Genomic DNA, 23105 nt, shown 5'->3' with positions numbered 1-23105 from the left:
CTGCGGCCGTTCCGTCGAGAGCGGGCCCACCGGGTCGACTCCGCTGCGTGTGAGCGTGTGAGTGCCGCCTCGTCCGAGAGCGCTCACGCGAGTTGACCCCGTTGACCGGGAGTCGGGTCCGTTGACCTTGATCCGGCGCCGATGCTAGAACCGTGTTGCCAGCATATGCAACCCTCGTTGCGCATGTTGCAACCTGTGCGGATGGAGGAACACGGTGGAGCAGACCTTCGCAAGCAGTGTCACCGGACCGGGCATCGCCCGTGGCGCGGTGGCCGCCCTGGCCGACGAACCGCTCGACTGGCGGTTCAAAGCCGCTCCACCGCAGTCGTGGGGCCGCAGCACCCGGGAATGGCTCGCCACCGGCCCCACCCTCTCCTCGCTCGGCACCCCGATGCTCACCCTCGACGGCGCCGCCGTCGACCACAACGTCCGCACCATGGCCGACTGGTGCTCCAAGGCGGGCGTCGCGCTCGCCCCGCACGGCAAGACCACCATGGCGCCCGCCCTCTGGCAGGCGCAGCTCGACGCCGGCAGCCACGGCATCACCCTCGCCAACCTGCCCCAGGTGCGGGTCGCCCGGGCCTTCGGGGTGCAGCGCATCCTGCTCGCCAACGCCCTGCTCGACCCGGCCGGCCTCGCCTGGCTCGCCGACGAACTCACCGCCGACCCGGACTTCGCCTTCCTGGCCTGGGTCGACTCCACCGAGAGCGTCCGGCTGATGGACGAGGCGCTGCGCGCCGCCGGCGCCGAGCGGCCGGTCGAGGTGCTGGTCGAGCTCGGCGGCCCCGGCGGACGGACCGGCGCCCGCGGCGTGGACGCCGCCGTCGAGGTCGCCGCCGCCGTGCTGCGCGCCCCCACCCTGCGCCTGGCGGGCGTCGGCGGGTACGAGGGCGCGATCGCGCACGACGCCTCGGCGGAGGGGCTGGCCGCCGTCCGCCGCTACCTGCGGGAGCTGGGCGACCTGCACGGCCGGTTGGCGAGCGCCTACCCGGACGGCACCCGGCCGGTGGTCTCGGCCGGCGGCAGCGCCTACTTCGACCTGGTGGTCGAGGAGCTGGCGGACCTGCCGGAGGCGTTCACGGTGCTGCGCTCGGGCGCGTACATCGCCCACGACGACGGCTTCTACCGCGGCATCTCGCCGCTCGCCCGGGACGGTGGGCGGACGCCGTTCCGCGGCGCGCTGCACGGCTGGGCCCGGGTGGTGTCCCGGCCCGAGCCGCAGCTCGCGCTGCTGGACGCCGGCAAGCGCGACCTGCCCTTCGACGAGGGCCTGCCCGAGCCGCAACGAGTGCGCGGCGGTGCGGAGTTGACCGGAACGGCGGCGCGGATCACCGCGCTCAACGACCAGCACGCCTTCCTGCGCGACGCGGGCGACCTCGCGCCGATCGGCGCGGTGCTGCGGCTGGGCGTCTCGCACCCGTGCACGGCCTTCGACAAGTGGACGGCGATCCCGGTGCTGGACTCCGCGGACGCGGCCGAGCCGAAGGTCACCGGCCTGGTCAGGACGTTCTTCTGATGCCCGGGGAGAGAACGGCCTCCGGGCGTGGGCGGGACGGCGGCGGCGCGACGGTCTTCCGGGGCGCCACCGTGGTGGACGGCACCGGCGCGGAGCGCTACCGGGCCGACGTCCGGATCGCCGACGGTCTGATCACCGAGATCGGCGAGGGCCTCGACGCGCCCGACCGGGTGGACGCCGACGGCCTGGTGCTGGCCCCCGGCTTCATCGACATGCACGCCCACTCCGACCTCGCCCTGCTGCTCGAACCCGAGCACCCGGCCAAGGTCACCCAGGGCGTCACCTGCGAGGTCCTCGGCCAGGACGGCCTGTCCTACGCCCCGGTGGACGACGTCACGCTGCCCGCGCTGCGCCGCCAGATAGCTGGCTGGAACGGCGATCCGGACGGCTTCGAATGGGACTGGCGGGACGTCGCCGGCTACCTGGACCGGATCGACCGCACCGGTACGGCCGTCAACGCCTGCTACCTCGTCCCGCACGGAACGCTGCGGATGCTCGCCATGGGCTGGGCCGACCGTCCGCCCACCCCGGGCGAACTCGACCGGATGCGGCAGGTGCTGGCGAAGAGCCTGCTGGACGGCGCGGTCGGCATGTCCAGCGGCCTCAGCTACACCCCCGGGATGTACGCCGACACCGCCGAGCTGATCGAGCTGTGCACCGTCGTCGCGGCCTACGGCGGCTTCCACGCCCCGCACCAACGCTCGTACGGCGCCGGGGCGTTGGAGGGCTACGCGGAGATGGTGGAGATCGCCCGGCGGAGCGGCTGCGCGCTGCACCTGACCCACGCCACGATGAACTTCGGGGTCAACCGGGGCCGGGCCGGCGAGCTGCTGGAGCTTCTCGACCGGGCGCTCGCCGACGGCGTCGACCTCACCCTGGACAGCTACCCCTACCTGCCCGGATCCACCACCCTGGCCGCGCTGCTGCCGAGTTGGGCCACCGAGGGCGGCCCGGCCGCGACGCTGGCGCGGCTCGCCGACCCCGCGCAGTGCGCGAGGATCCGGTACGAGGTGGAGGAGAAGGGCAGCGACGGCTGCCACGGCGTGGTCACCGACTGGACGACGATCCAGATCTCCGGCGTCCGCTCGGCCGCGCTCGACGGCGCGGTCGGCCGCACCGTCGCCGAACTGGCCGAGGAGGAGGAACGGACCGGCACCGAGGTGTTCCTGGACCTGCTGCGCCGGGACGAACTGTCCACCACGATCCTCCAGCACGTCGGGCACGAGGAGAACGTCCGGGCCATCATGCGCCACCCCGCGCACACCGTCGGCAGCGACGGACTGCTGGTCGGGGCCCGGCCGCACCCGCGGGCCTGGGGCACTTTCCCCCGCTACCTCGGCCACTACAGCCGGGAGTTGGGCGTGCTGACGCTGGAGGAGACGATCGCCCGGATGACCGGCCGCCCGGCCGCCCGGCTGGGGCTGGACCGGCGCGGCCGGATCGCCCCCGGCCACCACGCCGACCTGGTGCTCCTCGACCCCGGGAAGGTCCGGGACGCCGCCACCTTCGAGCGCCCCCGGCTGCCCGCCGAGGGCATCGAGTACGTGTACGTCAACGGCACCGCCGTCGTCCGGCAGGGTCGCACCACCGGCGCCCGGCCCGGGCGCGCCCTGCGCCGCACCGATCGAGGAACCCTGGCCATATGACCGAGCTCTCCGCCCCGACCGATCTCCCGGCTCCGGCCGGTCCGTCCGCGACGGGTCCGTCCGCGACCGGTCCGTTTGCGACCGGTCCGTTTGCGACCGATCCGTGCGCGACCGCCGATCTTTCCGCGACCGGTTCCGCCGCCGCTACCGGCTGCTCCTTCCTGCGCGACGACCCGGTGATCGCGGTGGTCCGCGCACCCTGGATCCCGGACGCCGCCGCGCTCTGCGCCGCCCTCGCCGAGGGAGGCATCAACCTCACCGAATTCACCTGCACCACACCGAATGTGACGGACCATCTGCTGAAGGCCTCGAAGGCCGGCTGGCGGGTCGGCCTCGGGACGGTGCTGACCGCGGAGCAGGCCCGGCGCGGAGTCGAGGCGGGGGCGGCCTTCCTGGTCACCCCCGGCTGCCGGCCCGAGGTCGCCGAGGCGGCGGCCGCCGCCGGCGTGCCGGTGGTGCTCGGGGCGCTCACCCCGACCGAGGTCGCGCACGCGGTGGACCTCGGCGCCGCCGCCGTCAAGATCTTCCCGGCCCGGGCGTTCGGCCCCGGCTACTTCAAGGACCTGCGCGGCCCCTACCCCGACGTGCCGCTGGTGGCCTCCGGCGGGGTGAACGCGGGCAACGCCGCCGAGTTCCTGGCGCACGGCGCGCTCGCGGTCTGCGCGGGGACGGACGTGGTGCCGCCGGACGTGGTCGCGGCGGGGGACTGGGCGGAGATCACCCGGCGGGCCCGGGCGTTCACGGCGGCCTGCGCGGCGGCGGCCTCGTAGGGGGCGCCGTCGCCGCGGGTCCCGTGAAGAACGCAGTGCGGGTGCGGGTCCCGTGAAGAAGGCAGCGCGGGTGCGGGCCCCGTGACGAAGGCGGTGACGGGGCGAGGCGGGCTGTCGGGACGGCCGGGATTGGACGAGAATCGGGGGCACCCGGCTCGGCCCCGGCCGAGCCCGCCCCGGCTCAGCCCCGCCCGGCCAGCCCCGGGCCCCCGGACCCCGGCAGGAGGAACCACCCATGACCTCGACCCGCCCCGGCCCCGACTGGCTCGCCGACGCCGTGCTGTACCAGATCTACCCGCAGAGCTTCGCCGACTCCGACGGCGACGGCATCGGCGACTTCGCCGGCATCGCCGGGCACCTGGACCACCTCGCCTGGCTCGGCATCGACACCGTCTGGCTCAACCCCTGCTTCGCCTCGCCGTTCCGCGACGCCGGGTACGACGTCACCGACTACCTCGCCCCCGCCCCGCGCTACGGCGGCACCGATGACCTGGTGGCCCTGGTCGAGGCCGCCCGCCGCAGGGGGATCCGGGTCCTGCTGGACCTGGTGGCCGGGCACACCTCCGACCGCCACCCCTGGTTCCTGGCCTCCGCCGAGGACCCGTCCGACCACCGCTACATCTGGTCCGACCGCCCGGTGGACGGCTTCGTGGCCTCGCCCGGCAGCCGCCCCGGCTGGTACCGGCCGAACTTCTTCGACTGTCAGCCGGCGCTCAACTTCGGCTACGCGCGCAGCAGTTCGGAGGAGCCCTGGCGGCAGGCGGTGGACGCGGACGGCCCGCGCGCCAACCGGGCGGCGCTGCGCGCGATCATGACGCACTGGCTCGGCCTCGGGGTGTCCGGCTTCCGGGTGGACATGGCGTACTCGCTGGTCAAGGACGACCCGGGCAAGGCGGAGACCGCCAAGCTCTGGACCGAGCTGCGCGACTGGCTGGACCGCGGCCACCCCGAGGCCGCTCTGCTCGCCGAGTGGGGCGACCCGGCCGCCGCCGTCGCGGCGGGCTTCCACGCGGACTTCTTCCTGCACTTCGGCGGGGAGGACCACGGGCTGCCGCTGCGCTCGCTCTGGAACAACAACGGCGGGACGGTCGAGGAGTTCTGGCACCAGGAGGCCTGCTACTTCGAGGCCGAGGGCCGCGGCACCCCGCAGCCCTTCCTGGACGCCTGGCGCTCGGCGGCCGAACTCACCGAGGGCGGCGGGCACATCGTGCTGCCCACCGCCAACCACGACTTCTCCCGCCTGGCCACAGGCCCGCGCGGCGCGGAGCAACTCGCCCCGGCCTTCGCCTTCCTGCTCACCTGGCCCACCCTCCCGGCCGTCTACTACGGCGACGAGATCGGTATGCGCTACCTGCCGGGCCTGCCCGACACCGAGGGCAGCGTGCTCGGCCCGCGGTTCAACCGGGCCGGCTCGCGGACCCCGATGCAGTGGACGCCCGGCCCGACCGCGGGCTTCTCCAGCGCCCCGCCCGAGCGGCTGTACCTGCCGGTGGACCCGGACCCGCACCGCCCGGACGTGCTCTCCCAGCGCGCCGACCCGACCTCGCTGCTGCACACGGTGCGGCGGCTGATCGCACTGCGCCGGGCGCACCCCGGGCTGGGCGCGGCCGGCGGGCTGGAGGTCCGCCACGCCGGCTACCCGCTGGTGTACACCCGGGCCGGGCGGTACCTGGTGGCGGTCAACCCGGGCCGGGAGCCGGCGTCCGTACGGCTGCCGGGCCTGCCGGAGGGTGACCGGTGGGCGCGGGGCGTCCGGCCGCTGGAGGTGCAGGGCGTGCGGCTGGTGGACGGGGAGCTGCGGGCGGACGGGTTCTCGTACGGGGTGTTCGAGCTGGGCTGACGGTCGCCCCGGGCAGGGCCTGGCCGCCGGTCGGTCGGTGGCCGGTCGGCGGCCCGTCGCCGGTTGGTCGGTGGCCGGTCGGCGGTCAGGCTTCCGAATGATGTCGGATAGTTGTAAACTACATCGATAGATGGTTGCATTTACCACCTGCATTGGTTGCATTTCCCACCTTCTCGTCACCGAGAGACACCACCGGAGGACGGTACGAACGCCATGAGCACACCCCGGAACCCCGCCGCAGCGCCCACCCTGGGGCACTCGCTCAAGCACCTGGCCACCCACCTGATCACCCCGCTGCTGATGTGCCTGGGCATGGCGCTCGCCTACCAGGGCGCCTTCCACCAGCCCGAGCCGCACCACCTCAAGGTGGCCGTGGTCGGCACCACGCCGCAGGCGCAGGGCCTGGCGCAGGCGATCCAGGGCAAGGCCGGGGACGCGCTCGACGTCCGCACCGTGGACGACCGGGCCGCCGCCGAGCAGCAGCTGCGCGACCGGGACCTGGTGGGCGCCTTCGTCCCGGACGCCAAGAGCCCCGAACTGATCGTCGCCAAGGGCAACTCGGACACCTCCGTGGTGGCCGCCACCGCGGTGTTCACCAACGTCACCGACAGGCAGGGCGTGCCGCTGCACGTGACCGACCTGACCACCCCGGCCAAGGGCGACCCGACCGGACAGGGCCTGTTCTTCCTGCTGGTCGCGCTGAGCATCGGCTCCTACGCCAGCGTCGCGGCGATCGGCGCGGCCGGCGCGGGGCTGAGCGTGAAGATCCGGGCGCTGGTCGGAGTGGCCGTCTCGCTGGTGGTCAGCGTGATCGGGATCGTCACCGCCGGGCCGGTCTTCCACGTGGTCGACCACGACTGTGCGGCGATCTGGGCGCTCGGCTGGCTCTACTCGGCGGGCATCGTGCTGATCGGCATCGGCCTGCACAGCTTCCTGAAGAAGTGGACCACGCTGGCCCTGATGGTGCTGTTCGTGATGCTGAACTTCACCTCCTCCGGCGGCATCTACCGGCCCGAACTGCAGAACGGGTTCTTCGGTGGCCTGCACGGCTTCTGGACGGGCGCGGGCTTCCTGGAGGGAGCGCGCAGCATCATGTACTTCGACGGCGGCGCGGGCCTCGGCGGGCACGTCGTGACCCTGCTCGTCTGGCTGCTGCTCGGCGGGGCCGCCCTGGTGGCCGCGGCCATGTACGAGGGGCGAGGGCGCCGTCCGGTGGAGGCGCCGCAGGAGGCCGAGGAGGCCGAGGAGGAGATGGAGGAGACGGTCGCGGTCTGACCGGACTCCCCGGAGGGACTCCACCCGGCGCCACGGGCATCGGCACCGGGTGGGAACGGGGCGGCCCGCGCCCGGCTCTGGACAAGCCGGACGCGGGCCTCGGCGCGCCCCGGGGCGGGGAACGCTAGTGGTAGGCCGCCTGCCCGGTGAGCGCCCGGCCGACCACCAGTGTGTGGATCTCGCTGGTGCCCTCGTAGGTCAGCACCGACTCCAGGTTGTTGGCGTGCCGGATCGGCGAGTACTCCAGCGAGATGCCGTTGGCCCCGAGGACCGTGCGGCACTCGCGGGCGATCGCCAGCGCCTCCCGCACGTTGTTGAGCTTGCCGACGCTGACCTGCTCGGGACGCAGCCGCCCGCCGTCCTTGAGCCGGCCGAGGTGGACGGCCAGCAGCGCGGAGTTGCCGAGCGCGAGCGCCATGTCGGCGAACTTGCGCTGGGTCAGCTGGAAACCGCTGATCGGCCGGTCGAACTGGACCCGCGAGTCCGCGTACCGCAGCGCCGCCTGGAGCGAGTCCCGGCCCGCGCCGACCGCGCCGAACAGGATGCCGAACCGCGCCTCGTTCAGGCAGGACAGCGGGCCGCGCAGCCCCTTCGCGCCCGGCAGTCGGGCTTCGTTGGGCAGTCGGACGCCGTCCAGGTGCAGCTCGGAGGTGACCGAGGCGCGCAGCGACAGCTTCCGCCCGATGTCGCGGGTGGTGAAGCCGGGCGTGCCGCGCGGCACCAGGAAGCCTCGCACGCCGTCCTCGGTGTTCGCCCAGACGGTGGCGACGTCCGCGATGCCGCCGTTGGTGATCCACGTCTTGGTGCCGTCGAGGATCCAGTCCGAGCCGTCGCGCACCGCGCGGGTGCGCATTCCGGCCGGGTTGCTGCCGAAGTCCGGCTCGGTGAGGCCGAAGCAGCCGATCGCGGTGCCGGCGGCGAGCCCGGGCAGCCACTCCTGCTTCTGCTCCTCCGAGCCCCACCGGTGGATCGAGTACATCGAGAGCGAGCCCTGGACCGAGACGAAGCTGCGCAGGCCGGAGTCGGCCGCCTCCAGTTCGAGGCAGGCCAGGCCGTAGGAGACGGCGTTGGTGCCGACGCAGCCGTAGCCCTCCAGGTGCATGCCGAGCAGGCCCAACGCGCCGATTTCGGGGGCGAGTTCGCGGGTGAAGTGGGCGTTGTCGAACCACTCCGGCAGGTGCGGGCGGACCCGGTCGGCGAGGAACCGGGCGACGGTGGCCTGGATCTCGCGCTCCTCCTCGGTGAGGAGGGTGGCGAAGTCGATCAGGTCGAGCGGGTCGGACATGGCGGTGCCGGTGCCGTGCGCGGTGCTCATGGGCGGTCCTCGAAGTCCTGGTCGTGCGGGGGAGGGTTGTGCGGCGGTCGGTCGTGCGGAGGCTGCTCGTGCGGAGGCTGCTCGTAGGGAGACGCGCCGTGCGGCGGCCGGTCGTGCGGGGTGTCCAGCCAGGCGGTGAGTTCGGCGGTGTGCTCGCCGAGCCGGGGCGGGGGCAGCTGGTAGCGGGGCGGGGTGCGGGAGAGGCCGATCGGGTTGGCGACCAGGTCCAGCGGGCGGCCGTCCGGGCCGGGCAGCGGCGCCCGGGGCCGCAGGCCGAGCGAGTCGGCGAGGTCGAAGGCCTCGGCCAGGTCGTTGACCGGGCCGCAGGGCACGCCGAGCGGGGTGAGCACCGCGAACCACTCGGCGGCGGTGCGGCGTTCGAGCCAGGCGGTGAGCTCGCGGGCCAGCACGGTGACGTGCGCGACCCGGTCGGAGTTGGTGGCGAAGCGGGGGTCGGCGGCCAGCTCGGGGGCGCCCACGCCCCGGCAGAGCGCGGCGAACTGCCGGTCGTTGCCGACCGCGACGACCAGCGGGCGGTCGGCGGCGGTGAACACCTCGTAGGGGGCGATGGACGGGTGGCGGTTGCCGAGGATGCCCGGCACCGCGCCGGCCAGGGTGTAGCCGGCGGACTGGTTGACCAGGCCGGAGAGCAGCGTGGAGAGCAGGTTCAGCTCCACCAGCTGGCCCCGGCCGGTGGTCTCGCGCTCGCGCAGTGCGGCCAGCACGCCGACCGCCGCGTGCAGCCCGGTCAGCACGTCCACCAGCGCGACGCCGGTCTTCACCGGTTCGCCGGGGGCCGGGCCGGTCACCGACATCAGACCGCCGACGGCCTGCACCAGCAGGTCGTAGCCGGGCAGTTCGGCGCCCTTGCCGGGGCCGAAGCCGGTGATCGAGCAGTAGACGAGCCGCGGGTTGAGGGCCTGGGCGCGGTCCGGTCCGAGGCCGTGGCGGGCCATCGTGCCGGGGCGGAAGTTCTCCACCAGCACGTCGGCGCGGCGGACGAGTTCGACGGCGCGGGCATGGTCGGCCGGTTCGCGCAGGTCGAGGGTGAGGGAGCGCTTGTTGCGGTTGACGGAGAGGAAGTAGGTGGCCTCGCCCTGGGCGTGCGGCGGGCCCCAGGCACGGGTGTCGTCACCGGTGCCGGGCTGCTCGACCTTGATCACGTCGGCCCCGAGGTCGGCCAGCAGCATGGTCAGGTAGGGCGCGGCGAGCACCCGGCCGAAGTCGGCGACCAGGACGCCGTCCAGCGGGAGCCCGGTCATGCCCGCCCCCGGGCCGGTTCGGCGGAGGTGGCCCCGGGCGCGGCCGTCGCGTCGCCCGAGGGGGCGTCGCCGCGCAGGTGCGGGCGGGCGAGCAGGAGGTAGAGGCCGCCGGCCGCGAGTACGACCACCGCCGAGAGCAGCACGAGGTAGTTGTCGTACCAGGCGGCGTCCGGGGTGCGGCCCCAGCAGATGTTGACGATCGCGGCGAGGCCGTAGACCAGCGCGCCGATGTTCACCGCCAGGCCCCAGCGGCCGAGCCGGAAGTCCCCGCTCGGGCGCCAGCCGCGAAGCCGGGCCCGCAGGGCGGCCAGCACCACCATCTGGAAGGCCAGGTAGATGCCGATGCTGGAGAAGGAGATGATCTTCGTGAGGGCACCCTCGGAGAGCGCCGAGGCACCCACGATGATCACACCGGGCAGCGCCGCGGCGAGCAGCAGCGCGTACGGCGGCACCCGCAGCCGGTCCGAGACGGTGGCCAGCAGCCGGCTGCCCACGATCATCCGGTCCCGGGCGAAGGAGTAGGCGAGCCGGCTCGCCGCCGCCTGGAGGCTGAGCACGCAGGACAGGAAGGAGATCAGGACCACGCCGATCACCACCCGGGCGCCGACCGCGCCGAAGGCGTCGTGCAGCACCTTGGCGACCGGATCCTTGTCGTCGCCGGAGACCACCGCGCCGATGTCCTGGATCGACATCACCAGGGCCAGGCTGACCCCGATCGCCGCGGCGCCGCCCACGTAGATGGTGCGCCGCATCGACTTGGGGATCTGTCGACCCGGGTCCGGCACCTCCTCGGCGACGTCGCCGCAGGCCTCGAAGCCGAAGAACAGGAAGACCGCGATCAGCCCGGCGGCCAGGAAGGCGTCGGCGTAGTCGCCGTCGCCGCCCGCGCCGAAGCGGTCGAGGACCACGCCGAGGCCGTGGTAGCGGTGCGTCAGCAGCAGCCAGGCGCCGACCGCCAGGGCGCCGAGCAACTCGGCGGCGAAGCCGAACACGGCCGCCGCCGACAGCACCCGGGTGCCGCCGAGGTTGATCACGGTGGCGAGCGCCAGCAGGCCCAGTGCGCACCAGACGGTCGTCGCGGTGCTCGGCTCGACGCCCAGCAGGGCGGCCACGTACGGGCCGGCGCCGTAGGAGACGGCCGCGATGGTGGACATCAGTGCCAGCAGGTAGGTCCAGCCGGTCAGCCAGCCCCAGGTGCGGCCCCAGAGTCGGCGCGCCCAGGGGTACACCCCGCCGGCCACCGGGAACTGGGCGACCACCTCGCTGAACACCAGGGCCACCAGCAGCTGGCCGACGCCCGCGATCAGGAAGCTCCAGACCATCGGCGGCCCGGCGGTCTGAAGTGAGGTGGCGAAGAGTGTGTACACGCCAACGACTGGGGAGAGATAGGTGAAGCCGAGCGAGAAGTTCGCCCAGAGGCTCATGTCCCGCTTGAACTCGGAGGTGTAGCCGAGGGCGGCCAGCCGTTCGGCGTCCGGGTCGGGGGAGTGGACGGTGGCACGTGCACTGGCATCGGTCATGACCTGCTCCTGGGAACGTGTCGTGATGCGTGGGGGAGCGCTGCGGGGTGCGGCTCGGGCCGAGGTTGCGGGAAAACATACGAGATTGAGTTTCTACGGGCAAGAGTGCGCGTCGGACCTGGAGGTACCCTGCGGGAAACATCCGGTCGGGCAGTGATCGGGCGAGGATCCGGCGGCGATCGGGCAGTGATCGGGCGGCGATCCGGCGAGGATCCGGCGACGGCGATCGGGGAGGGGAACGGCGTGACGACCATCGGCAGTGCGACCCCGCTGCTCAGTGCCGTCCTCGCGCCGCTCGCCGACCTCGGCCGCGCCGACGCGGTGGCCCGCCGGATCACCGAGGCGATCGCCCTCGGACTGGTCGCCGACGGGGACCAGCTGCCCAGCGAGAACGACCTGGCCGACCAGCTCGGCGTCGCCAACGGCACCGTCCGCGAGGCCCTCGCCCTGCTCCGCGAGGCCGGACTGATCGAGACCCGGCGCGGCCGCAACGGCGGCAGCTTCGTCCGCACCCCCGCCGAGGGCTCCGAACACCTCCAGCTCGCCCGGCTGCGCGACCTCGCCACCGTCGACCTGCGCGACCTCGGCGACGAGGAACTGGCCGTCTTCGGCACCGCCGCCCGGCTCGCCGCCGAGCGCGCCCCGGCCGACCTCGGCCCCCGGCTCACCCGACTGGTGCACGACCTGCGCGACGCCGCCGGGCCCGCCGAGCAGCGCCGCGCCGACGCCCGCTTCCACATCGAACTCGCCGTCGCCGCCCAGTCGGTGCGGCTCACCCAGCTCGCCGTCCGGCTCCAGGCCGAACTGGGCCCGCTGCTCTGGCTGCCCGCCCCGCACGGGCCGGACCAGGAGCGCTTCGCCGAGCAGCACCGGGAGATCCTGGTCGCTGTGCTGGCCGGCGACGCGGCCGGCGCCCGGGCCGCCGCCGAGACGCACGCCGTGGCCTGCGTGCACCATCTGGTCCGGCGGCACCTGGAGTTGGCGGACGACGGCTGAGTCGGGGCCGCGCCACCGTTCCCGGATCCCTCCCTCGCCGCCGGAGCCGTCATGACCAGCGCGTTCAGCACCACCCTGCCCGTGGCCCGATCCGCCGGTGCGCCGGTTGCCGGTGAGTCCGCCACCGGTGAGTCCGCCGCCGTCGGGCCCGTCCTGGGCGAGCCCGCCGCCGGTGAATCTGCCGCCGGTGACTCCGCCGCCGTCGAGCGGTGCGCCCGGCAGATCGCCGCCGCCGTCGACGCGGTGCTCGCCGAACTGGACGGCCTGCGGGCGGCCGCGGCGGGCTGTTGGGCCCGGGCGGCCGCCGAGGGGCGCCGGCCCGCCGCGGCCGAACTCGCCGTGGTGCACGGGGTGGTGAGCGAGCTGCTGGCGCGGCCCGGCTCGCGCTGGTTCGGCTGCGGAACGGTCGTGGCACCCGGCGTGCTCGCCGACGCCGACCTGCACGTGGAGTGGTGGTACCGCGGTGCGCGCGGGGCGGGGGAGCGGCGGTTGCGGCTCGCGCTCGACCCGGCGGACGCCGAGTTCTACGACTACCGGGTGCTGCCCTGGTTCGCCCGGCCCCGGGACGAGGGGCGGGCCGCGGTGGCCGGGCCGCAGGTCGACCTGCTCTGCGCCGACCGATACGTGCTGTGCTGCGCCCGGCCGGTGGTCGTCCCGGGCGCGGGCTTCGTCGGGGTGGTGGCCGGGGACGTCCCGCTGGCCGCGCTGGAGCGGCTGCTGGTGCCCCCGCTGCGGGCGCTGTCCGGCGACGCGGCGCTGCTCGACGGCGAGGGCAGGGTGCTGGCCGCCACCACCCCGGCCCTGCCGGTGGGTTCGCTGGCGCGCGGACTGCTCGCGGACCCGGCGGCCGGGCGGGCCGGGGTGCCGTCCGCGGCGGTGGACTGGGCGGTGGTGCGCGGCTGACGGCGGCCGGAGATCTGTATGACCTTCATTTGTGAATGTATTACTCGTTCCGCTCCCTGCCGCTGGGCTCCCCGCGGCCGGGCGGCGTGCTGAAGCAGCAGTCTCCGCAGAGCCCGACACCCGGACCCACCCGGTAGTAGAGGCAGCAGCTGTTCCGTCGGAACGCCGTGCCACCCGGCCCGGCGCGCAGGATGCCCGACCCGGCCAGCGGCGGACGGTCCAGCAGCTCCGCGGCCAACGCCCGTGCGGCGTCCGGCGCGTGGGCGTCCAGCACCCGCAGCGTCCCGGCCAGTGCGGAGGCGGCGTTGCCGAGCAGCAGACGGCGGGAGAGCGGGGCGGCGGCCCGGACGGCCTCCGCCAGTGGCGTCAACTGTCCCAGCAGGACCGCCTCGTGGAGCTGGTCGGCGAGCGATCCGGCGTCCGGACGGGCGGGCTCCGGCGGTGCCCACAGGTCGAGCGGGCCCTGGTCCGGGATCCGCACCCAGGCGTGTTCCAAGGTCGGGACCGTCCCCAGCAGGACCGCCGAGCCCAGCCCCACCGACCAGAAACGGGCGGCCAGCCCCAGGTGCAGGATCGAGGCGGCGACCCGGGGCTCCCCGGTGCCGAGCCGCTGCGCCACCACCCGCAGCCGCGCCGCCAACGGCGCGTCCGGTCCGGTGCCGTACAGCTCGGTCAGCGGCCGGAAGCCCTCCGGCGGCCGGCCGGCTGGCGAGGTGTCCAGCGCGAAGTACGGCCCGACGGCGGCGAGCCGGGTGTAGTCGGGCGAATGCCGGTCGGGCGCGGTGTTCAACGGCCCTCCCCTGTCAGGTCGTTGAACACCGCGCCGGCCGGTGGCGGAGCGGTCGGGCGGTCGAGGGACACGGGGCCTCCAGGTCTGCGGGTGCTCGGGTGGCGGTGCGCAGCCCCGGTCGTCGCCCGGTCGGCCCGGGAGGCCCGGGAGGCTCCGACCGGTCCTGTCGGCCCGGTCGGCCGGGTGTCAGCTGCGCACGGAGAAGTCACCACCGGTCGTGCGAATGAACGGTACCGTGCCCTGGCAGTCCGACACCGGCTGGCCGAGCGCGCCCCAGACCCAGCCCATCCGGTCCCCGCGCCGCCCGTCGTCCTCCACCGAGAGCGAGACCTTCTGGCCGATCAGCTCCAGGCCCGGGAACCACGGCGCCTCGCCCTTGGTGACCACCCCGGTGGCGATCGCCTCCCGGCCGCCGACGGCCAGACAGGTGATGTCGCCCTCGAAGTCGGCGACCAGCCGGCCGTCGGTGTGCATGTGACGGACGTGGAAGTGGCCCGTGGTGCCGCGCGGATCGGTGTTGGTGGTGGCGCGGGCGTCCACCGAGATCCGCACCGGGTCGCCCTCGAAGCCCTGGAACCCGGCGGTGAGGACGGTGTTGCCGGTGCCGCGTACGCCGACCGTCCCGAAGTCGCCTGCCGGGGCGGCCGGTTCCGGGGCGGCGACCGGTGCGGCGGGGGTCGGTTCCGCGACGGCGGCCGGTGCGGCGGTGGCGGCGGTCGCGGTCAGCAGGAGGAGCGAGAGTGCGGCGGTGGCGAGGCGGCGGTTCATGGCGGTTCGGGTCTCCTTCGGCGCGGGTGTTCCCGGGTGACTGTTCCCGTGCGGGTGCCCGGCACGAGCGTCCGGTTCGGGTGTCTCTTGCGGGCGTCCGGTGCGGGCGTCCGGTGCGGGCGTTCGGTGCGGGTGTCCTCTGCGGGTGTTCCGATGCCACCGATCATGCTCCCGCCCGGTCGCGCAGAACTCCCGCTGCGGAGGGGAGTTGACGGCGGACCGCTCCCTCCCGAGGAGGACCGCGCCTCCCCCGGGAGAGCTGCCCGTAGGCTCGGCCGGGTGCCCACCGACTCTCCCTTCGTTCACCCCGATCCCGCACGGCCGCGACCGGCCCGGATCCGTCGGCCCCTCGCCGCCGTCTCCGCGTTCGCCCTGCTGGCGCCCGTCCTGCTGGCGCAACCGGACGCCCGGGGAGCGGCCGCGCTGCTCGCCCTGACGGCGGTGCTCGCCGCGGTGGCGGCGCTGCTGCCCTGGCCCGCCGGTCGGATCACGCTCGGTGCGGCCGCCGGCGCGGTGGCCGGGGCATCCCTGCTGGTCGACGCGGTCTACCCGGGGCCGTACCGGCTGCCCGCGCTCTGGCTGCCGTTCGAGTGGCTCGCCCTGCTCGGACTGCTCTTCCGGGCCGTCCGGCGACTGCCCGACCGGTCGGCCGGTCCGGTCGGCGGGCTGGTGGGGCTGGCGGCGGTGCTGCTGCCGCTGCGGTTCGCCCTGCGGACGCCGCAGGGCGGTGCGGCCGGGCCGGTGGTCGGGGTGCTGCTCTCGCTGCTGCCACTGCTCGGTGTCGCGGGGGCGGCCCTCTACCTGCGCGTCCTGGACGCCCGCCGGGAGCGGGCGGTGGCCCGGGCGCGGCGCGAACAGCGGCTGGAGGTGGCCCGGGGACTGCACGACTTCGTCGCCCACGAGATCACCGGCATCGTGCTGGAGGCCCAGGCCGGCCAACTCCCGGGCCAGGAGCCGGAGGAGACGACCGCACTGCTGCGCCGTCTGGAGGAGGCCGGGCTGCGGGCACTGGACTCGATGGACGAGATGGTCGGCGCGCTGCGCGAGCCGAGCGGCCGGGAGGTCCGGGACGGCAAGAGCGACAGCTCCGACGGGTCGGACCGGGAGGGCCGGGCGGGCGGAGCGACCACGCGTCGGCTGGGCCTGGCCGACCTCCCCGAGCTGGTCGCCCGCTTCGGCACCACCGGCGCCCTGCGCGCCACCGTCGAGCTGGCGCCCGGCACCGCCGGCCGGCTCTCCGCCGAGGCCGAGGCGACCGCGTACGCCGTGGTCCTGGAGGCGCTGACCAATATCCGCCGGCACGCCCCGCAGGCCACCGAGGTCACCGTCCGGGTGGCCCCCGGTGAGCGCGGCGCCGTCGAGCTGGCCGTCACCGACGACGGTGGCCCCGCCCGCAAGCCGCTGCTGCGCCGCCGCCCGGGCGCCGGTGGCACCGGCCTGGCCGGACTCACCGCCCGGGCCGCCGCCCATGGGGGCTCGCTGACCGCCGGCCCGAGCACGCCCGCGGGCTGGCGGGTCGGCTGCTCCCTGCCGGGGCGCTGAGGCGCTCCCCGCGGCGCCGACCCGACCGAGTCGGCGCCGTGTCCGGGCGCCGTGTGCGTGCGTGCGCGGCTGAGGGGCTGAGGGGCTGAGGGGCTGAGGGGCTGAGCGGCGGAGGGGCTACCGGGTGGGGCGTACGGGCGTGGACGTCTCCGCCGGCCCGACGGCCTGCCGCCGAGTACGCCCGGTGGCCCCGCCCCAGTGACCCCGACCTTGTGACCCCGCCCTAGTGACCCCGGCCGCCGCCGCGGGTGCCGCGCGGGCGGGTCAGGGTGAAGCGGTCGACCGGGACGAGGTCCCCGTACGGGCCGCTGACGGAGTAGTAGGTGACGCCGATGGTGGTCTGCCCGTTGCGGCCGCCCGGGTCGACGTCGAAGGAGGCGAAGCCGTACGGGTTGTCGGCGTCCCGGAAGGCGGACCAGGGGGCGTCCTCGATCACGTACACCGGCGGGCGCTTGCCGGTGGCCGGGTCGACGGCGCCGACGCCGGTGATCACCCGCGCCTTGGCGGGGCTGAAGAAGAGCTGGTTGGACGGGGCGGAGGTGCCGCCGCCGCCGATGACCATGTGGACGGTGCCCTTGGTGGTGTCGATGGTCTCGGTGCCGGTGGAGACCGGGATCGGCGTGCGGGTGTCGGTCGGCTGCTGGCCGCGGATCGGGTGCGAGCGCTCGTAGTGGTGCTCGTGGCCGCAGACCACCAGGTCCACGCCGTACTTGTCGAACAGCGGCACCCAGGCCTCGCGGACGCCGAGGTCGGCGCCGTTGAACCGGTCGGCGGTGGAGATCACCACCTGGTGCATGCAGACCACGATCCAGTCGATCCCCGGGTCCGCGTTGGCCGCGATCAACTCCCGCTCCAGCCAGCGCTGCTGGGCGCCGCCGGAGTAGCCGTGGACGTAACTGTTGCCGCCGTCCTGGTAGGCCACGTCGTCGTTGTTGAGGCTGATCACGCGTACCGAGCCGGCCGTGAACGAGTACCACAGGCCGTGGGTCTCCGCGTCGGAGCGGGCGTCCGGCAGCTCGAAGTACGCCTGGTAGGCGCCGTAGCCGATCGGGCCGTTGCCCTTCTCGTTCTCGTGGTTGCCGGCCGCGGGCATCCAGGGGCGGTGGCGGGCCGAGCGGCTGTTGTTCTCGAACCAGTCGGACCAGGTGCGGACCCGGTCGGTGGCGATGTTCGCGTAGCACAGGTCGCCGTTGAGCAGGTGGAACAGCGGGGCGATCCGCTCGACCCCGGCGGTGGTGTCGCCGGCGGCGGGGCTGCCGAGGTTGTCGTTCACGTAGCCGTTGGCGGTCTTCCTGCCGAGGGTGGGGGTGCCCTGGTCGCCGAAGCTGGTGAAGGTGAAGGCGGACCGGCCGCGCGGGGCGGTGCGGACGGTGCCGAGCTCGGGGGTGGCGCCGTCGTGGAGGGCGGCGTAGACGTAGTCCGTGTCGGCGTGCAGGCCGGTCAGCCGGGCGTGGTGCGCCTGGACCTCGGTGCCGGAGGCGGCGTCCCGGTAGGTGCGGGTCGAGGCCTGGACCGTCCGGCCGAAGCCGTTGTTAGAAGTCCCGTACATCACACGCGGGTTGCCGACGGACCTGGTGGTGTGCCAGGAGACCACCACCTCGCGCGAGGCGTCCGAGCCGAACTGGAGGTGCAGGCCGGCCACGCGGGGCGCGCCGGAGCGGTCCGGGCGCTGCCAGAGCACCGGGGAGGCGGCGGCGGGGGTGGCCTGGACGCCGGCGAGGGACACGGCACCGCCGAGGCCGACGCCGGTGGCGCCGGCCAGGAGCCCGCGCCTGCTGACGGAGGGACGTCCACTGGAATCGTTCATGGCGGCCAGCTCACCGGACGAAGGTGAACCGGGCCGGTTCCACCGCGTGAACTTTCCCGTCCGCCACCCGTGCGCCACACTGCTGGGCGTGACGAGTGCGAACGGTGGGGGCCGGCGGGTGATCCGCACCCTGATCGCCGACGACCAGGAGGCCGTCCGGCGCAGTGTCCGGCGGATCCTGACGGCCCAGCCGGACATCGAGGTGGTGGGCGAGGCGGCGGACGGGCTGTCCGCGCTGGAGCTGGCGGCCGAACTGCGGCCGGACGTCGCGCTGGTGGACATCCGGATGCCGCGGATGGACGGACTGGAGCTGACCCGGCGGCTGGCCGGGCCGGACGTGGCGGAGCCGGTGCGGGTGGTGGTGCTGACCACCTTCGACCTGGACGAGTACGTGTACCCGGCCCTGCAGCACGGGGCGTCGGGCTTCCTGCTGAAGCGCTCCGGCCCGTCCCTGCTGGCCGAGGCGGTACGGGCGGCGGCGGACGGGGAGAGCCTGATCAGCCCGTCGGTCACGGTCCGGCTGCTGCGGCACGTGACGCAGCCGCGCCGCCCGGAGCGCCGGCGGGCGGCGCCGGTGGTGCCGCTGACCGAGCGGGAGGTGGAGATCGCCGGGCACGTCGCCGCGGGCCGCACCAACGCGGACATCGCCGGGGAGCTGTTCATCTCGCCGGGAACGGTGAAGACCCACGTCGCCAGCATCCAGCGCAAGCTCGGGGTGGCGAACCGGGTCGGGATCGCGGTGCACGCCTGGGAGATGGGCTGGGCGGGCGAGCGGTAGCCGCGGCGCGGGGACAGGACGTGGGAGCCGCGGCGCGCGGGAAAAGGTGCGCGTCCACGGGCCGAGGGGATGCTCCGTGGACGCGCGGAACCTACGAGGTGGGGGTGGCCTCCGGACGTCACGTCCTCCGGCCGGTAGTTCGATCGTCGACCGAGGTAGTCCCAGCGGCAGACCCTGATCCGTCTCGATCCGTCGCCACTGCCTCCTGCGGTCGAACTTCCTTCAGCTACCTCGCAGGTCCACCTCCCATCATGCGCCTCCTACGGGCCGTGCACCAGGGGTGAACGGTATGAATCCGACCAATTTCGCAACTCGGGCGTCGACGTGCCGCGGAGGGGCGTCGACGTGCCGGCGAGGGCCGGCCGTCAGGGCCGCGGCCAGCCGTCCACGAAGCTCAGCGTCCGACGGTACGGCCCCTCGGGCCCGGTGCTCCGGTACTCCTCGGCGCTGCTGCCGGTCCGGACGGTGCGGTCCCCGTCGTGCCGCGTGGCGGTGGGGCGCAGGGTGTGGTCGACGGTGGAGCGCTCGGTGACGTGGCCGCCGGTCGCCGCGGTGGTGTCGCGGTGGTAGCCGAGGTCCATGGCGGTGGTCTGGTCGGTGTTGCCGGCCGCGTCGCGGCTCACCCGGTAGCTGACGTCCAGCGGTTCGCCCTCGTGGACGGTGGTGGTGCGGTGCGGGCCGCCGCCCCAGGTGGCGGTGGTGCGGGTGAGGTCGGTGCCGTTGTGCAGCGTCACGTCGTTGCCGGCGTCGCGCAGTCGCTGGGTGGAGCGGAAGGCGAGTTCGTCGCGGACCTCGGTGGTGATCCGGCCGTGCGAGGTCTGCACCCAGCCCCGGGCGAGGTCGTTCCGGGCGGCGGTGACCGTCCAGTCGCCGCTGCCGCCGCCGTGGTCGGCGAGGTCGGTCGCGACGGTGGCCTCCGGGGCGACCCGGTGGTCGGTGAGCTGTCCGGTGGTGCGGGCGGCGCCGTGGTCGGTCTCGGCGAAGAGGTTGACCTGGCCGGTCCAGATGTCGTTGCTCTGCGCCTCGGCGGTGTTCAGGGTGACGCCCACGGCGTGCGGCCGGCCGTCCAGCAGCAGCCCGACGTACGGGGTGAGGTCGAGCCGGTAGGCGGGCAGGTCGAAGGCGAAGACGCCGGGTACGGGTCGCCAGAGCAGCGGGTCCCAGCCACCGGTGTAGATCACCGGGTAGGGCCAGACCGCGCCGGCCACCCGGCCGTCCACGGTCAGTCGCAGCTCGCGGAACGGGCCCTTGCCGCAGATGCCGCTGCCCGGGTTGGCGGCGGCGAAGGCGTCCGGGGCGGAGGCGTACGCGAACTCCTCGCAGGCGCCGCCGCCCCGGGCGTAGACCTCGGCGGTGAGGCGTTCGAGGTTCTGCGGGAAGGTGAGGTCGCGCCCGGCGGCGGGGGAGGTGCTGGTGAGCCCGAACGGTCCGGTGGTGAGCAGCCGGTCGGCGGCGCGGGCGGCCGGCCAGTGGGCGTCGGCGGTGTAGAAGGTCAGGCTGGCGCTGATCGTGAAGACGCCGGTGTAGGTGGCGTCGGTGACGTTGGCGAGGTCGAAGGAGAACTCCTGCGGGCCGCCGGTGAAGAGCGGGGCGTAGCGGGTGACGTCGTGCTCGACGTTCCAGGCGATGCCGTCCTTGGACGGCTCGGGGGTGGAGGAGAGCAGCACCTGGACGCCGCCGACGCGGACGCTGAAGATCCGGTCGAACTGCCGTCCGGCGACCTGTCCGTGGAGGTCCAGGACCACCGCGGACCAGGGGCCGGCGCAGTCGGCGGGCGGGGCGAGGGTGGTGGTGTACGGGGTGTCCGGCGGGTTGCCGTACCCGTTGCGGAACTCGCGCTCGTGCATCGCCTCGACGGTGCAGGAGCGGGTGTCGGGGCGGGTGAGCGGCTTGGTGGCGGTGACCGGGTCGTGATAGTCGGTGCCGAAGTCGGCGTGGGCCGGACCGGCGGCGGTGAGGGTGCCGGCCAGGGTGAGGACGGCGGCGCCGATCAGACCGGCGGCGCGGCGGAGCAACGGGCGCAGGGGCAAGGCGGGTTCCCGGGGTTCGGCGGCCCGCGGGCGGGTGCCGCGGGCCGGTCGGATGATCCGGGAATCCTTCCGGTGGTGGCATGCCAGCGTCAAGGATTCCGTCGGTCGGGCTCGAGCTCGGATTCGGACTCGGACCCGGATTCGGACTCGGACCCGGGCTCGGACCCGGGCTCGGACTCGGACCCGGGCTCGGGCCGCGCGACGGGGCGGGTCAGACGTCCTCCAGCTCCGCGGCCTCCTGCCGGATCAGGTCCCGCAGCGAGGCCAGCCGGGGCCGCCGGTCGTCCGTCCGCCACTGCATCTCCAGCGGTAGGGTGGCCCGCCCCTCCAGCCGTACGGTGGCCACGTCCTCGGTGAGGTGGCCGGTCATCGAGCCGGGCACCAGCGAGAAGGCGCGGTTGCGGGCGAGCAGGTAGAGCCGGGAGCCGACGATCCGCGGCGGGCTGACCAGCACCGGCGGGTCCACGCCGTGGTCCGCGCAGAGGCCGAGCACGTGGTCGTAGTAGCGGGGGTGCTGCTCGCGCGGCCACAACAGCAGTGGCAGGTCGCGCAGTTCGGCCAGGCCAAGGCTGCTCCGGCGGGCCAGCGGATGGTCCCGGCCGAGCGCCACCAGGACCGGCTCGTCGGCGATCCGCTCCAGCCGGTAGCCGGTCACCTCGTCGAGGAAGCGGCCGAGCCCGATGTCGGCCAGCTCGGCGGCCAGGGTGGCGGAGACCTGCCCGGTGTCCACGGCGAGTTCGGTGGTGTCGAGCGCCGGAAGCTCCTGCTCGGCCCGGCTGACCACGGCGGGCAGCAGCCGGTTCACCACGCTCGGCGAGGCGACGATCCGGGCGGTGCCCAGCCGGGACTCCTCGTGCAGCCGTACCCGGGTCAGCAGCGTCTCGGCCTGCCGCAGCAGTCGGGCGCTCTCGGTGGCCATCACCTCGCCGGCCTCCGTGAGCGCCACCGAGCGGCGGCTGCGGTCGAACAGCTCGACGCCGACGGTCCGCTCCAGCCGGGCGACCTCCTGGCTCACCGTCGGCTGCGAGATGTGCAGCCGCTCGGCGGCCCGCCCGAAGTGCAGCGTCTCGGCGACGGTCAGGAAGACCTGGAGCTGACGCAAGGTGAGACCCATGGTTGTCAGGGTAGACGAACCAATAGATGCGGGACTATCGGAAACCTCAGGACTCATTCTGGATTCCGATGCGAGCCGTCCATACGCTGGGCAGCACGTTGCCCCACCGCAGTGGCAGCCTCACAGAGAGTTCGCATCATGACCGGACTTCGCCCCACCGCCCCCGCCGTCCAGGTCTCCGAGGAGGTCGCCCGGGCCCTCGCCGAAGGCCGGCCGGTGGTCGCCCTGGAGTCGACCATCTTCACCCACGGACTGCCGCGGCCGCGCAACCTGGCCGTCGCGCTGGAGGCCGAGCGGCAGCTGCGGGCGGCGGGCGTCGTCCCGGCCACGATCGGGGTGCACGCCGGGGTGCCCACGGTCGGGCTGAGCACCGGGCAGATCACCGAACTGTCCGCCGTCGACGGCCTGGACAAGGTGAGCCTGCGCGACCTCCCGGTGGTCGCCGCGCTCGGCCGGCACGGCGGCACCACCGTCGCCGCCACCGCCTTCCTCGCCCACCGCGCGGGCATCCGGGTCTTCTCCACCGGCGGCCTCGGCGGCGTGCACTTCGGCGCCTCGGAGAGCTTCGACGAGTCGGCCGACATGACCACCCTGGCCGCCACCCCGGTCACCGTGATCAGCGCCGGCGTGAAGTCCATCCTCGACATCAGGGCCACCCTGGAGCGCTTCGAGACCTACAACATCCCGGTCATCGGCTACCGCACCCGCAAGTACCCCGGCTTCTACGTCACCGACTCCGGCCACGAGATCAACTTCAGCGTGGAGTCGCCCGAGCAGGCCGCCAGGATCATCGAGTCCCGGGACCGGCTCGAACTGCCGCAGGCCGTCCTGATCGCCAACCCGGTCGACCCGGCCAAGCAGCTGCCGCCCGAGGAGCTGGACGGCATCCTCGCCCGCGCCTGGGCGGAGGCCGAGCGCCGGGGCGTCACCGGCAACGCCTCCACGCCGTTCCTCCTCGACTTCATCCAGCGGGACACCGGCGGGCGCAGCCTGGAGGTCAACGTCGAGGTGTACCGGGGCAACGTCCGGCTCGGCGGGGAGATCGCGACCGCGCTGGCCGCGGGGGCGGGTGACGCCGCTGCGGACGGTGCGGGCGCGGGTGTGGGAGCGGCTGGTGACGCCGCAGCCGGTGACGCCGCAGCCGGTGACGCCGCAGCCGGTGACGCCGCAGCTGGTGTAGCCCCAGCCGGTGACGCCGCTTCGGCCGCCGTCGCCGACACCGGGGCCTGAGCC

General features: G+C 74.5%; 18 protein-coding genes. 10 read left to right on the top strand and 8 right to left on the bottom strand.

The window, feature by feature from the left end; genetic code table 11:
- Positions 1–214: 214 nt before the first annotated feature.
- From ACFVVA_RS11575 to ACFVVA_RS11555, 5 genes are all read left to right on the top strand, one after another.
- A complete protein-coding gene (locus ACFVVA_RS11575; RefSeq protein WP_387688230.1) occupies positions 215–1516 on the top strand; it encodes an amino acid deaminase in 1302 nt (433 codons plus the stop codon).
- Positions 1516–3162, top strand: a complete 1647-nt coding sequence (locus tag ACFVVA_RS11570) for an amidohydrolase family protein (protein WP_387688228.1) — start codon at positions 1516–1518, stop codon at positions 3160–3162. The genes ACFVVA_RS11575 and ACFVVA_RS11570 overlap by 1 nt, the downstream gene beginning before the upstream one ends.
- A complete protein-coding gene (locus ACFVVA_RS11565; RefSeq protein ID WP_387688226.1) occupies positions 3159–3932 on the top strand; it encodes a bifunctional 4-hydroxy-2-oxoglutarate aldolase/2-dehydro-3-deoxy-phosphogluconate aldolase in 774 nt (257 codons plus the stop codon). Before ACFVVA_RS11570 ends, ACFVVA_RS11565 begins: the two co-directional genes overlap by 4 nt.
- A gap of 235 nt (positions 3933–4167) precedes the next feature.
- Positions 4168–5772, top strand: a complete 1605-nt coding sequence (locus ACFVVA_RS11560; RefSeq protein WP_387688224.1) for an alpha-amylase family glycosyl hydrolase — start codon at positions 4168–4170, stop codon at positions 5770–5772.
- Between the two features lie 213 nt (positions 5773–5985).
- The gene (locus ACFVVA_RS11555) at positions 5986–7047 is read left to right on the top strand and encodes a hypothetical protein (RefSeq protein WP_387688222.1); all 1062 of its coding nucleotides are present in this window, start codon (positions 5986–5988) and stop codon (positions 7045–7047) included.
- A gap of 124 nt (positions 7048–7171) precedes the next feature.
- Here ACFVVA_RS11555 and ACFVVA_RS11550 read toward each other — a convergent pair whose 3' ends face one another.
- The 3 genes from ACFVVA_RS11550 to ACFVVA_RS11540 are packed head-to-tail and all read right to left on the bottom strand — an operon-like array spanning position 7172 to position 11144.
- On the bottom strand, positions 7172–8362 hold the full coding sequence (locus tag ACFVVA_RS11550) for an acyl-CoA dehydrogenase family protein (protein WP_387688220.1): 1191 nt from the start codon (positions 8360–8362) through the stop codon (positions 7172–7174).
- Positions 8359–9624, bottom strand: a complete 1266-nt coding sequence (locus ACFVVA_RS11545; protein ID WP_387688218.1) for a CoA transferase — start codon at positions 9622–9624, stop codon at positions 8359–8361. The genes ACFVVA_RS11550 and ACFVVA_RS11545 overlap by 4 nt, the downstream gene beginning before the upstream one ends.
- The gene (locus tag ACFVVA_RS11540; RefSeq protein WP_387688216.1) at positions 9621–11144 is read right to left on the bottom strand and encodes an APC family permease; all 1524 of its coding nucleotides are present in this window, start codon (positions 11142–11144) and stop codon (positions 9621–9623) included. The genes ACFVVA_RS11545 and ACFVVA_RS11540 overlap by 4 nt, the downstream gene beginning before the upstream one ends.
- A 243-nt stretch (positions 11145–11387) precedes the next feature.
- Between ACFVVA_RS11540 and ACFVVA_RS11535 the strand changes: the two genes are divergently transcribed.
- Together ACFVVA_RS11535 and ACFVVA_RS11530 are read left to right on the top strand one after the other, a co-directional pair.
- The gene (locus tag ACFVVA_RS11535) at positions 11388–12140 is read left to right on the top strand and encodes an FCD domain-containing protein (protein ID WP_359907770.1); all 753 of its coding nucleotides are present in this window, start codon (positions 11388–11390) and stop codon (positions 12138–12140) included.
- A 51-nt stretch (positions 12141–12191) separates the two neighbouring features.
- Positions 12192–13043, top strand: a complete 852-nt coding sequence (locus tag ACFVVA_RS11530) for a hypothetical protein (RefSeq protein ID WP_387688213.1) — start codon at positions 12192–12194, stop codon at positions 13041–13043.
- A gap of 40 nt (positions 13044–13083) precedes the next feature.
- Here ACFVVA_RS11530 and ACFVVA_RS11525 read toward each other — a convergent pair whose 3' ends face one another.
- A complete protein-coding gene (locus ACFVVA_RS11525) occupies positions 13084–13833 on the bottom strand; it encodes a (2Fe-2S)-binding protein (RefSeq protein ID WP_387688211.1) in 750 nt (249 codons plus the stop codon).
- Between the two features lie 186 nt (positions 13834–14019).
- A complete protein-coding gene (locus tag ACFVVA_RS11520; RefSeq protein ID WP_387688209.1) occupies positions 14020–14601 on the bottom strand; it encodes a hypothetical protein in 582 nt (193 codons plus the stop codon).
- Between the two features lie 279 nt (positions 14602–14880).
- Between ACFVVA_RS11520 and ACFVVA_RS11515 the strand changes: the two genes are divergently transcribed.
- Positions 14881–16143, top strand: a complete 1263-nt coding sequence (locus tag ACFVVA_RS11515; protein WP_387688207.1) for a sensor histidine kinase — start codon at positions 14881–14883, stop codon at positions 16141–16143.
- A gap of 223 nt (positions 16144–16366) precedes the next feature.
- Here the strand turns inward: ACFVVA_RS11515 and ACFVVA_RS11510 are convergent, their stop codons facing one another.
- Entirely contained in the window at positions 16367–17950 is a 1584-nt protein-coding gene (locus ACFVVA_RS11510) for a purple acid phosphatase family protein (RefSeq protein ID WP_387688205.1), read from the bottom strand.
- Positions 17951–18038: 88 nt separating this feature from the next.
- On the opposite strand from ACFVVA_RS11510, the gene ACFVVA_RS11505 reads away from it, so the two are divergent.
- Positions 18039–18728: a response regulator gene (locus ACFVVA_RS11505; RefSeq protein ID WP_387688203.1), complete on the top strand. Its 690-nt coding sequence runs from the start codon at positions 18039–18041 to the stop codon at positions 18726–18728.
- Between the two features lie 365 nt (positions 18729–19093).
- Here the strand turns inward: ACFVVA_RS11505 and ACFVVA_RS11500 are convergent, their stop codons facing one another.
- Both ACFVVA_RS11500 and ACFVVA_RS11495 read right to left on the bottom strand, forming a co-directional pair.
- A complete protein-coding gene (locus ACFVVA_RS11500) occupies positions 19094–20758 on the bottom strand; it encodes a peptide-N4-asparagine amidase (protein ID WP_387688201.1) in 1665 nt (554 codons plus the stop codon).
- A 211-nt stretch (positions 20759–20969) separates the two neighbouring features.
- A complete protein-coding gene (locus tag ACFVVA_RS11495) occupies positions 20970–21872 on the bottom strand; it encodes a LysR family transcriptional regulator (RefSeq protein ID WP_380356538.1) in 903 nt (300 codons plus the stop codon).
- A 138-nt stretch (positions 21873–22010) separates the two neighbouring features.
- On the opposite strand from ACFVVA_RS11495, the gene ACFVVA_RS11490 reads away from it, so the two are divergent.
- On the top strand, positions 22011–23102 hold the full coding sequence (locus ACFVVA_RS11490; protein WP_387688198.1) for a pseudouridine-5'-phosphate glycosidase: 1092 nt from the start codon (positions 22011–22013) through the stop codon (positions 23100–23102).
- Positions 23103–23105 lie beyond the last annotated feature (3 nt).

The organism is Kitasatospora sp. NPDC058048, assembly GCF_042885555.1.
Lineage (GTDB): Bacteria > Actinomycetota > Actinomycetes > Streptomycetales > Streptomycetaceae > Kitasatospora > Kitasatospora lactacystinica.
Note: the sequence above shows the minus strand (reverse complement) of the source record. Positions and strands in the feature narration are given on the sequence as shown.